Genomic DNA, 12,072 nt, shown 5'->3' with positions numbered 1-12,072 from the left:
TTTATAAGGTATGTAATAATCTGATTAAACCGAGTTAATAGAGAAATACGTTTTGGCAAAACCTGCTGTTTTTATCGATCGTGATGGCGTGATAAACGTTGACCACGGCTACGTTCATGACGAACATGATTTTGAGTACATTGATGGTGTGTTTGAAGCGACGAAAGCGCTGAAAGATCAAGGTTACCTCTTAGTGCTAGTGACGAATCAATCGGGCATCGCACGTGGTAAATTCAGTGAAGACCGTTTCTTGTCTCTGACTCAATGGATGGACTGGAACTTTGTTGATCATGGTGTTGAGTTTGATGGTATCTACTACTGTCCACATCACCCTGAACATGGCATTGGCGATTACAAGCAGGATTGTGATTGCCGCAAGCCTAAACCTGGTATGTTTATCTCTGCTCGCGACTTCTTGAAAATCGACATGGAAAAATCTGTGATGATTGGTGATAAAGCCGAAGACATGATGGCAGCAGAAGCCGCAGGCGTTGGCACCAAGATTTTGGTGCGCACAGGTAAGCCTGTTACTGAGCAAGGTGAAGCATTAGCAACGGTTGTGCTTGATAGTGTTGCTGACGTGCCTGCATATTTAAAGAAATAATCTGCACAATTCGCATATTTAAGGGAAGCGTTTGCTTCCCTTTTCTCTTATTACTGTTAAAGTTCAGTCACCTAAGCATTCATCCATTCTAGTTTGATCACTTATGAGCAAAAAACTCACCATTCTTGATATCGCGAAATTGGCAGGCGTTGGCAAATCAACAGTAAGCCGTGTGCTTACCAACGATCCAAAAGTGAAACCTCAAACGCGAGAGAAAGTAGAGCAAATCATTCGTGAATCAGGCTACGTCCCATCAAAGTCTGCGCAGTCGATGCGCGGTGGCAGTCAAAAGGTGATCGGCGTGATCATCTCTCGTTTAGATTCACCATCAGAAAACCGCGCTGTTGGGACCATGCTCAACGCTTTGTACTCAGCAGGGTACGACGTGGTGATCATGGAGAGCCAATTCGATCGCGATAAAACTAATGAGCATTTGGATGTGCTTAAACGTCGCAATGTCGATGGGGTGATCGTGTTTGGCTTTACTGGATGTGATGAGCAAGCATTGGCGGAGTGGGGGAATCGTATCGTCGTGATCGCGATGGATACCGATAACGTCTCTTCCATCAATTATGATAACCAAGGCGTGATAGACATGGCTTTGTCTCACCTTGAGCAGCAATCTTTATCTCGCATTGCTTATATTGGTGTTGATCCTGAAGACAAAACCACTGGCTTAGCTCGTCTAAATGCTTATAAATCGTGGTGTCAACGCAAGCAACTTACGCCTTGTTTCCAAACCGGTAAGCTTAGCCATGAAAGTGCTTATCAGCTGGTGGACCACGTTCTCAATGCAGACACGCAAGCCATTGTGTGTGCCAGCGATACCATTGCATTGGGCGTAATCAAGCGTCTTCAAGAGTTAGGTCGTGAAGACGTGGTCGTGACAGGCGTGGGTGGTAACGAGTTGCTTTCTTTCCTTTTCCCTAAAGTATTTAGTGTCGATCCAGGTTATACCCTTGCGGGGGAAAAGTCCGCTAAAATGCTGATTAATCAATTAAATGGCGATGAAGAAGTCGTTCACTTCACTCAACAACCTATTTGCCGCTAATCCACACTACAACGGTTTGCTCTAAAATTATACTGTGATCATTCTCAATTAATGGGACTGTTCCCATTTTGTTTTTTGTCTTTGAATGGCAATATTAAAATTAAGAAATGGGAATGTTCCCATTTATAAAAAAATAAAATGATGAATCGAATGTATCCAATACAGGGTGGACAAAGTTATGAGTAAGATTGCGCGTAAAGACGTGGAGCGTCTTATTGAGCTGGTCGGGGGGCCGGACAATATTGCCAGTGTAAGCCACTGTTTAACTCGCTTGCGTTTTGTTCTAAACGATACGGACAAAGCAGACACAAAACAGTTAGAAGCATTACCGATGGTGAAGGGCTGTTTTACCAACGCAGGTCAATTCCAAGTCGTCATCGGCACTGAAGTTGATGAGGTTTACAAAGTACTGATCGAGCTAAGCGGTAAAAGTGAAGCGAGCAAAGACGAATCCAAGAATGCTGCTCGTCAAAATATGAATATCGTTGAGCGTGGTATTTCCCACCTTGCAGAAATCTTTGTACCACTGTTGCCTGCGATCATTACTGGTGGTTTGATTCTTGGTTTCCGTAATGTGATTGGCGACATCAAAATGTTTGATGGTCAAACCCTAACGGAAATCAGTCAGTTTTGGGCGACTGTTCATTCATTCCTATGGTTAATTGGTGAAGCAATTTTCTTCTTCCTACCCGTTGGTGTGTGTTGGTCGACCGTGAAAAAGCTCGGTGGTACACCGATTCTGGGTATAACGCTTGGTGTGACATTGGTTTCGCCGCAGTTAATGAACGCCTACCTGATTGGTAAGCAAGTACCTGAAGTGTGGGACTTTGGGTTGTTTGCGATTGAGAAAGTCGGTTACCAAGCGCAGGTGATTCCCGCGATGTTAGCAGGTATCGCACTAGCGTTTATCGAAACACGCTTAAAACGCATCATTCCGTCTTACCTTTACCTAGTAGTAGTGCCGTTTGTTTCTATCATTGTGTCTGTGATTCTTGCGCACTCTATCATTGGCCCATTCGGTCGTATGTTGGGTGACGGCGTTGCTTTCGCAGCAAAAGCAGCTATGACGGGTGACTTCGCGATGATTGGTTCAACTATCTTCGGCTTCTTATACGCGCCACTTGTGATAACAGGTATCCACCACACAACCAACGCCGTTGACTTGCAGTTGATGCAAGAATTGGGTGGCACGCCGATTTGGCCTTTGATTGCACTATCGAACATTGCTCAAGCATCGGCAGTGGTTGGCATCATTATCATCAGTAAAAAGCAGGATGAGCGTGAAATCTCAGTGCCTGCGGCGATTTCTGCCTACCTTGGCGTAACAGAGCCGGCGATGTACGGCATCAACTTGAAATACAAGTTCCCAATGTTGAGTGCGATGATCGGTAGTGCATGTGCTGCTGCTATCTGTGGTAGTGCGGGCGTCATGGCGAACGGTATCGGTGTGGGCGGCTTGCCGGGCATCTTATCTATCCAGCCGCAGTTCTGGGGCATCTTTGTTCTGGCGATGTTGGTCGCGATGGTGGTACCCGCTGCATTAACGTTACTTCTTTATAAGCGTGCACAAGCGAAAGGTGAGCTTGAGGCGGCAAACGCGTAATTCAATTTGAGGCAGTGACTTGGCTGCCTCCTCCTATTTTTCTTTTCAAATTTTAAGTTTCCGATTACTGGTAAGTGAGTGTTAGAAATGGCTATGACCAAGCATGATGAGAGCTGGTGGAAAACCGCAACCATCTATCAAATTTACCCAAAAAGCTTTTGTGACAGCGGCAGTAAAGGCACGGGCGATATTAAAGGGATCATTTCTAAACTGGATTATCTAAAACACCTCGGTGTGGATGCGATTTGGCTGACGCCGGTTTACCAATCGCCAATGATCGACAACGGTTATGACATCTCCGATTACTACGCGATCAACCCCGAGTTCGGCACGATGCAAGATTTCGATACCCTGTTGGCAGAGGCTCATCAGTTGGGCATTCGAATCATCATGGACATCGTGGTCAACCATACTTCGACAGAACACAAGTGGTTCCAATCTGCGTTAGGTGATAAAAACAGCCCTTACCGTGATTACTACATCTGGAAAGATCCGGTTGATGGCGTAGAGCCCAACAACTGGCAATCGAAGTTTGGAGGCAATGCTTGGGAATTGGATGAAGCGACAGGGCAGTACTACTTGCACCTTTTTGCTAAAGAGCAGGCGGATTTGAACTGGGAAAACCCAGTAGTGCGTGAAGAAGTCAAAGAAGTCATCAGCTTCTGGGCAGACAAAGGCGTGGATGGTTTCCGTCTCGACGTCATCAACCTGATTTCTAAACAACAAGATTTCCCAAGCGATGATATTGGCGATGGCCGCCGTTTCTATACTGATGGTCCTCGCGTGCACGAATATCTGCAAGAAATCAGCGCAGCCGTGTTTCAAAAGTACGGCAGCGTGACGGTGGGAGAAATGTCTTCGACCACGCTAGAGCACTGCCAGCAATATTCTTCGCTAGACGGCAAAGAGCTATCCATGGTGTTCAACTTTCATCATCTGAAAGTCGATTATCCTAATGGTGAAAAATGGACCAAAGCGCCATTTGATTTCATTCAGTTAAAGCAGATTTTCAACCATTGGCAAACGGGCTTAAATGGCAAAGGGTGGGGCGCGCTGTTCTGGTGTAACCACGATCAACCTCGTGTGGTAAGCCGCTTAGGCGATGATAAACAATACCGCGTTGAATCTGCCAAGATGCTGGCGGCGTCTGTACACATGATGCAAGGCACACCTTATGTTTACCAAGGTGAAGAGATTGGTATGACCAACCCAGGTTACACTGAGATCAGCCAGTACCGCGACGTAGAAAGCACCAACATGTACGACATCATGGTTAACCGCGATGGTGTATCACACGAGGAGATGATGGCGATTTTGGCGCAGAAGTCGCGTGATAACTCACGTACGCCAATGCAATGGAACAGCCAAAAGCACGCCGGTTTTACCGAAGGCACACCGTGGCTTGAAGTGGCGCAGAACTACTCTGAAATCAACGCAGAAGCTGCGGTTGCCGATTTGAACTCGGTGTTCTATTTCTATAAACGTTTGATTGAGCTACGTAAACAGGTTTCGGTGATCACCGATGGTCGTTATGAAGATTTACTGCCAGAGCATCAACGTATTTTTGCTTACGCTCGCCAGAACGACAAACAAACGCTGCTGTGTATCAATAACTACTACGCTGAAGAGGTGGAATGTGTTCTGCCAGAACGTTTTGAACTGAGTAAAGCGAAAAACTTGCTATCCAACTATCAAAACTCAGCGAGCGCAGTCGCGTCAAACCATCAAGTGTTGCGACCTTACGAAACTCGTATTTTATTGATAGAAGAATAAACTCGGGTGTCATCACCCCTAGGATTGATGTTCGAGATGAAGGCTTTGGTGTGCTCCCCAAAGCCTTCTTTTATTGAGATGCCGTATCTCTAAAAGATGCGAGCTTATTTTGTTTCAATCGCTGTTAGCAGCACTTTCTCTTCATTGACTTGTACTTGTTGTACTTTTAGCAGTTCGATTTGCTCAATCAGACCTAAGCTCGGGTTAAACCAACGTTCTGCCGAAGTGGCGAACTCCATTGAGTCCATATCATCGCAGTTTAGGTTGTAAGTATTCTCTTCCGTCAGGTACGCCGCTTCAATTTTCTTGCTTGAAATTGAGAACGTTTTACGTACGCCAGTCTCTCGGATTTGCTGCTGCCAAACCACTTGGCAAGATGCTGTCATTGGCAGGTTTTGCACCCACTCATGCTCTTCAAAACTGTCTAGTAGGTTGTGAACTGCGTAGCCTGTTAGAGTGGTTTGCAGAGATATAGTTTCTTCACCGGTGTCAATATTCGGGCTTTTCTCTTTTACGTCGTCACCGTTGAGACGGAAAATAGGGCTGCTGTGCATCAGAATGGCAACAAACTGCTGGTTAATGGAATAAGCGTCGGTGACTTCATGAAGTGCGCCATCAGAGCCTGCAAAATAAAGCGTATTGCCCTCTTCATCATCGTTGTACTGTTCGTCAGAATAGTAGAACTGTTTGGCGCCGTAGTTCACCAAGTCATTAACCAACTGGACCATTGCTTCGCTGTTTGGGATTTGTGCCAATGCTGCCAACAATTGCTCGTTATCCATCGCTTGGAAACTCAGTTTCATCTCGCCTTCAGGTTGGCCATCCAGGCTAAACGCGTAGTTTAGTTGTGTGCTTGGCGTGGGAGCGAAGATTGAGTTTTGAATCGCGATGTCGAAACTTTCTTGAGGCACTTTGTTTGGATTAGCACTGCCAGAAGATGAACCACCGCCACAGCCGTAAAGAGCCAGAGTTGCTGCTGCGATAAGCGTCATTTTGTTTAGCATGGTTTACATTCCTGATTGATTAGGCCGTTTCATGTTGGGCCGTTGCTTGAATGCGAGCATGCTAAGTTTAGTGAGCTAAAAAGGGCAAAAAACAAAAGCTAATAGGGCTTAACGAAAGCTTAATTTTATATTTAGGTCTTTGTTTTATTTGGGCTTATTTCGTTAGCTACGTTGGTGCAATACTCGTTGATGAGCGCTTTCCATCGGCTGATAATTTCTTGATCGGTCAAACTGACATGCAACGTTTTCCATGGTTGAAGGCAAGTTTCTTTCGATTCAGATTGAGAAAGACGTTCAAACAATGTCTCGGAAGGTAAAACGCGCAGCAGTGCCACCAGTGATTCCATGTAGTTGAGACGGAACTGTTCGAGTTTGTTTTGTTTATAAGCGATGTGAGACACAAACGTATAAATCAGCGCGTTTTGAATACGTGAGTCGCCATCTGGAGTGGTCAGCAGAACTTTTGCTCGGTCTAGGTTACCTAGTTTGAAATGCAATACGCCCAACCAGAGGCTTAGCTCATCTGGCAAAACATCGAACGACGACTGCACTTGCGTCAAATACGCCTCCAGCTTTTGAGGTTCTTGCTCGTACAAAGCGAGATGCCTTGCGGTTGTGATCGCTGCAAACTCATCAGCTTGTTGGAGAGGTTGGTTAGAAAAGACATTCTCAAACAGCATTTTTTGGTGAACGTCTGACAGCTGCCATGTGCTTGCCGAAGGTGCAGGCAAGTTGAAGTATTGCGCGACATCTGAGTGAATTTGGAAGATATCCGATTGTAGGTCGGATAAGCGCAGTGTGTATTCGTTGCGAAACGCCAGCTTTCCTGTCGCAGGATAAATAAGGTTCATCTGCGCTTTCAAGGTGCCTTGCTCTGCGCCGTCTTTTAACTCTATGTTGAGTTCGTAATCACTGGTCTGCATGTTTCGCGCGCCAGGGAAATACGGCGTATGACCGATAGGATCAAGAAAGTAACTGGGAGCGTCTTGGTTGGCGATGTCGGTGTATGGATATTCGACCTGTTGTTGCAGTAAGACGGCTTTGACCAGTATGCGGTATTTTCGCGCCTGAGAGCCGATTGCATCGACACGGTTGAGCAGCAACTCGACTTTGGGGATAAGTAACTGATGACGCGTTTGCTGCGTTGAAATCTCTTGGCGTTGCCATAACAAGCTTGCGAGCGTCACGCTACAAACCACAAGTACGGCACATAAGCTATAAGCCAAAATCAGCTTGATGTTCTTACGGTTCTCAACTTGAGCTGTAATAGCACGTCGATGGTTTTTCGCTGGTGGCACTAAACGGATATTCGCTGGGTTTAGAAAGTAACCTTTGCGAGGATAAGTGACCAAGAGCTTAGTCGCATCGTACTCGGGGAGATGCTGTTGTAGCAGCGCACGTAAGGTGCTAATGCGGTTAGTGAGTACATTCTTAGAGATGAATTTGCTCTGCCAAATGGTTTCGATAATGGTATCGGCAGAGAGCGGATGTCCCACGCTTGTTAGCAGCAGCTCTAATAACTCAATGGTACGAGGTTCGAGATCAATCGCGACAGTGTCTTGATGAAGAGTTTGTGTCTTCGGATTATAGACCAACTCGCCAATCGCAATACAACTGTGAGTTTGTTTGGCTTGTTGCAAAAAATCGCGCATACCGCACCGCGTTATTTGGAAATGGCGAAATATTATATAGCGATTGGAGCGCGAAATCTTATAAATTGCGCTCCAATTATCATCAAAAGTTTATGAACCGTAGGTCACGGAATAGCGATGAGGCTTGTGGTTCATCGCTAACACGACATTCAGTGCAAACGCGCCCAAAATCGAAAGACCAATTACTTCTGGAGTGACAAAGAAGAATGACGCAAACAGGATGCACGCATCGATTGCCATTTGGCTTTTGCCAACTGAAATGCCAAATTTGTCCTGAATAAATAAACACAGCACGTTAAAGCCACCTAAGCTGGAGCGATGTCGGAACAAGATCAGCATACCGAGTCCCATTAAAAGCCCACCTGCGACGGCACAATAAACTTCATTTACCGATTCGAGCGAGATTAGCAAATAAAGATGATCGGCAAAGATAGAAACCAAAGCGCCAGAAATGGCACTATTAATGGCGAAATGACGGCCGAAGCGTTTCCATGCTAGCAAGTAAAAGGGACTGTTTGCTAAAAAGTACAGCACACCAAACGTAAAAGGTGTAAATTGGCTAATAAGCAGAGCCAATCCTGTCGTCCCCCCTGTTAGGAGGTTTGCGGATTGGAGAAAGAAAACGCCTTGAGCTACCAAAAAAGTACCCGTGAGAATCGCTATCCAGTCTTCTTTTAATGAGTGTTTTTCCATCAATGTTGCAGTCATTAGTGATAAATAAGGCGTGCATAGTAGTAAAAAGATGATCTTTTCGGTAGCTAGAGGGTAAAATTTACGGTAAACCTATGTAATTGCTGTTTTACAGGGTGTAAAGCACAAAATTGACAGGCAATAGATCGTCGTTATGCAATTGCAATGCGGGCGTGATACAGATTGCTTGCCATCATGAAAAAACTGCATGAGAAAAATTGTAAATTTCTCTTTATGACCCAGATCAAATTATGTAGAATGCGCGCCATTAGGGTGACGAAAACGTTTGCGTAGGGTCATTCAACAGTTTTTTTGCAACTTTCAGTACTAATCTGAGTCAGGAGATACAGATGCTTAAGCGTGATATGAACATCGCAGATTACGATGCGGAACTGTTCGCAGCTATCCAGGAAGAAACTCTTCGCCAGGAAGAACACATTGAACTTATCGCTTCTGAAAACTACACAAGCCCACGTGTAATGGAAGCGCAAGGTTCTCAGCTAACGAACAAATACGCTGAAGGCTACCCAGGCAAGCGTTACTACGGCGGTTGTGAGTACGTAGATAAAGCGGAACAACTTGCTATCGACCGTGCATGCAAACTGTTCGGTTGTGAATACGCGAACGTACAGCCTCACTCAGGTTCTCAAGCAAACAGCGCGGTTTACATGGCGCTTCTTAACCCAGGCGATACAGTTCTAGGCATGAGCCTAGCGCACGGTGGTCACCTGACTCACGGTTCTCCAGTAAACTTCTCTGGTAAGCACTACAACGTTATCCCTTACGGTATCGATGAAGCGGGTCAAATCAACTACGACGAGATGGAACAGCTAGCGCTTGAGCACAAGCCTAAGATGATCATCGGTGGTTTCTCTGCTTACTCGCAAATCGTTGATTGGAAGCGCATGCGTGAAATCGCTGACAAAGTAGATGCTTACCTTTTCGTTGATATGGCGCACGTAGCGGGTCTTATCGCAGCAGGCGAATACCCAACACCTGTTCCACACGCTCACGTAGTAACAACAACAACACACAAAACACTAGCAGGTCCTCGCGGTGGTCTTATCTTGTCAAATGCTGGCGAAGATATGTACAAGAAATTGAACTCAGCAGTGTTCCCTGGTGGTCAAGGTGGCCCTCTAATGCACGTTATCGCTGGTAAAGCAGTAGCGTTCAAAGAAGCGATGGAGCCAGAGTTCAAAGCTTACCAAGCTCGCGTAGTGAAAAACGCAAAAGCAATGGTTGGTCAATTCCAAGAGCGTGGCTACAAAATCGTATCTAACGGCACAGAAAACCACTTGTTCCTTGTGGACCTGATCGACAAAGACATCACTGGTAAAGATGCAGACGCGGCACTAGGTGCAGCAAACATCACAGTGAACAAAAACTCAGTACCAAATGACCCACGCAGCCCATTCGTAACGTCTGGTATTCGTGTAGGTACGCCAGCGATCACTCGTCGTGGCTTCACTGAAGAAGACGCAAAAGAGCTAGCAAACTGGATGTGTGACGTTCTAGATAACATCGGCAACGAAGAAGTTATCGAAGCGACTAAACAGAAAGTGCTCGAAATTTGTAAGCGTCTACCGGTTTACGCCTAACTATTCTTCATAGAATGAGTCAATTTCGGTGTCGAACATACTCACTTGCTCGCGCAAACTCCGTGTGTTCTCCTAGAACTCGACTCATCTATTTTGAACATTGATATACTAAAGGTCCTCAATTGAGGGCCTTTTTGTTTGTCTGGCGTTTGGAATGAGATATAGCGAAGAGTGTGTGATAAGGAGATGGCTACCAACACTGTCCCTTTTCAATATATCCAAACCACGTCATTCCGACGAGCCTAGGCGAGATCAGGAATATTGTTGAGGCACACTCTTTTACTCAGAGTTTCCCTAAAAATCATCAGTACGTTGGAAACTGATTCTCAATCACGCTCGTTCCTCGCTGTTCAGAATGACAGTGGTAGAATGGCTTTTTATCATCATTTGCCAGATACAAAAAAGGTTGGCACTGAACCAACCTTTTCTCTTCAAAATAAGCGAGTGCTTATTTAATCTCGATGCCTTGAGCCTGCATATCAGCATGGTAAGAAGAGCGAACAAATGGACCACACGCTGCGTGCGTGAAGCCAAGCTCTAGTGCAACTTCTTTTAGCTCGTCAAACTCTGATGGCGGAACGTAACGCTCTACTGGCAAGTGGTGACGGCTTGGCGCTAAGTACTGACCTAGAGTCAGCATCGTTACGCCGTGTGCGCGTAGATCTTTCAGTACTTCGATGATTTCTTCTTTGGTTTCACCAAGACCCATCATCAAACCAGATTTGGTCGGTACATCTGGATGCTGCTCTTTGAACTTCTTAAGAAGCTCCAGCGACCACTTGTAGTTTGCACCTGGGCGAGCTTTACGGTAAAGACGTGGCGCTGTTTCTAGGTTGTGGTTGAAGACATCTGGCGGGTTATCTTTCATTAGATCAAGCGCTACGTCCATACGACCACGGAAGTCAGGAACCAGAGTTTCAATCTTAATATGCGGGTTCAACGCACGGATCTCGCGGTTACAGTCGGCAAAGTGCTGTGCACCACCATCACGCAGATCGTCACGGTCTACAGAAGTGATTACTACGTATTTCAGCTTCATATCGGCGATGGTTTTCGCCAGTTTTTGAGGCTCTTCTGCTTCCGGTGGTAATGGGCGGCCATGAGCAACGTCACAGAAAGGACAACGACGAGTACAAATGGCACCTAGGATCATGAAGGTAGCTGTACCGTGGTTAAAACATTCCGCTAGGTTAGGGCAAGATGCTTCTTCACATACGGAGTGAAGTTTATTCTTGCGCATCGCCGCCTTGATGTCTTGAATTCGTTGGCTGTCGGCTGGTAGCTTGATCTTCATCCAATCAGGCTTACGTAGCACTTCTTTCTGCTCTGTAGGCATGTTCTTTACGGGAATCAATGCCATTTTATCGGCGTCACGATATTTAACGCCTTTTTCCATCTGGATTGGTTTGCTCATGCTTTATTACCTTGAGAAGGTGCTTCTGTGCTGAATTCTACTTGCTCATAGTCGAGCAAAGTAACGAGTTCTTCTATTAATTGTTTTTCTACGGCTTCTACATTGTCTGGGCCGCCGAATTGGCTGACCTGAACCATTTCCATACCTTCATAACCACAAGGGTTAATACGCAGAAACGGTGTTAAATCCATATTTACGTTCAAGGCTAAGCCATGAAACGAGCATCCTTTACGAATGCGTAAACCGAGAGAGCATATTTTTTTACCGTCAACGTAAACGCCTGGTGCGTCAGGTCGCGCGGCCGAATCGATATTGTATGCTTTTAGCGTGTTGATCACGAGGTTCTCGATAGTGGTAACGAGATCTCGTACACCTAATTTTTTGCGGCGTAAGTTGATCAAGAAATAGGCGACCAACTGACCAGGGCCATGATACGTAACCTGGCCTCCGCGATCACTTTGTACAACAGGAATGTCACCAGTGTTAATAAGGTGCTCAGCTTTACCTGCCTGACCTTGCGTAAATACTGGGTTATGTTCTACCAACCAGACTTCATCAGGGGTTTCTTCTGTGCGTTGGTCGGTGAACTCATGCATCGCCTTCCATACAGGCTCATAGTCTTGGCGGCCAAGTCGTTTTACAACAAGTTGGTGTTGCATGGGAATTCCTGTTGCTAATAT

10 protein-coding genes are annotated in these 12,072 nt (G+C 45.8%); 5 read left to right on the top strand and 5 right to left on the bottom strand.

From position 1 onward, the window contains the following. The first annotated feature begins 52 nt into the window (after positions 1–52). The 4 genes from gmhB to treC all read left to right on the top strand — a co-directional run bounded on the left by gmhB (position 53) and on the right by treC (position 5,031). Complete coding sequence (gene gmhB, locus OO778_RS13040) at positions 53–604, top strand: D-glycero-beta-D-manno-heptose 1,7-bisphosphate 7-phosphatase (RefSeq protein WP_048626100.1); 552 nt, start codon at positions 53–55, stop codon at positions 602–604. 103 nt (positions 605–707) lie between these two features. Beyond that, positions 708–1,655 (top strand): trehalose operon repressor TreR, encoded by a 948-nt coding sequence (treR, locus tag OO778_RS13035; RefSeq protein WP_074190980.1) that lies wholly within the window; start codon positions 708–710, stop codon positions 1,653–1,655. A gap of 178 nt (positions 1,656–1,833) precedes the next feature. Then, positions 1,834–3,258, top strand: a complete 1,425-nt coding sequence (gene treB / locus OO778_RS13030) for a PTS trehalose transporter subunit IIBC (protein WP_264909944.1) — start codon at positions 1,834–1,836, stop codon at positions 3,256–3,258. 87 nt (positions 3,259–3,345) lie between these two features. Continuing rightward, positions 3,346–5,031, top strand: a complete 1,686-nt coding sequence (gene treC, locus OO778_RS13025) for an alpha,alpha-phosphotrehalase (RefSeq protein WP_264909943.1) — start codon at positions 3,346–3,348, stop codon at positions 5,029–5,031. 104 nt (positions 5,032–5,135) lie between these two features. On the opposite strand, the gene OO778_RS13020 is transcribed toward treC, so the two are convergent. The 3 genes from OO778_RS13020 to OO778_RS13010 form a co-directional block, all read right to left on the bottom strand. Further along, positions 5,136–6,035: a hypothetical protein gene (locus tag OO778_RS13020; RefSeq protein WP_074190982.1), complete on the bottom strand. Its 900-nt coding sequence runs from the start codon at positions 6,033–6,035 to the stop codon at positions 5,136–5,138. 131 nt (positions 6,036–6,166) lie between these two features. Beyond that, positions 6,167–7,687 carry a winged helix-turn-helix domain-containing protein gene (locus OO778_RS13015; RefSeq protein ID WP_005391337.1) on the bottom strand — a complete coding sequence of 507 codons (1,521 nt, stop codon included), beginning with the start codon at positions 7,685–7,687 and terminating at the stop codon, positions 6,167–6,169. 90 nt (positions 7,688–7,777) lie between these two features. After that, positions 7,778–8,380, bottom strand: a complete 603-nt coding sequence (locus tag OO778_RS13010; protein ID WP_031780204.1) for a YitT family protein — start codon at positions 8,378–8,380, stop codon at positions 7,778–7,780. A gap of 347 nt (positions 8,381–8,727) precedes the next feature. On the opposite strand from OO778_RS13010, the gene glyA reads away from it, so the two are divergent. Then, positions 8,728–9,978, top strand: coding sequence for a serine hydroxymethyltransferase (gene glyA / locus OO778_RS13005; protein ID WP_005391333.1), 1,251 nt, complete (start codon positions 8,728–8,730; stop codon positions 9,976–9,978). A 448-nt stretch (positions 9,979–10,426) separates the two neighbouring features. Here glyA and lipA read toward each other — a convergent pair whose 3' ends face one another. Continuing rightward, positions 10,427–11,392: a lipoyl synthase gene (lipA, locus tag OO778_RS13000; protein ID WP_005391329.1), complete on the bottom strand. Its 966-nt coding sequence runs from the start codon at positions 11,390–11,392 to the stop codon at positions 10,427–10,429. Then, positions 11,389–12,051 carry a lipoyl(octanoyl) transferase LipB gene (gene lipB / locus OO778_RS12995; protein WP_005391320.1) on the bottom strand — a complete coding sequence of 221 codons (663 nt, stop codon included), beginning with the start codon at positions 12,049–12,051 and terminating at the stop codon, positions 11,389–11,391. The genes lipA and lipB overlap by 4 nt, the downstream gene beginning before the upstream one ends. Between the last annotated feature and the right edge of the window lie 21 nt (positions 12,052–12,072).

The organism is Vibrio sp. STUT-A16 (assembly GCF_026000495.1).
GTDB classification, from domain to species: Bacteria; Pseudomonadota; Gammaproteobacteria; order Enterobacterales; family Vibrionaceae; genus Vibrio; species Vibrio diabolicus.
This window is presented reverse-complemented; position numbering and strand designations above follow the sequence as displayed.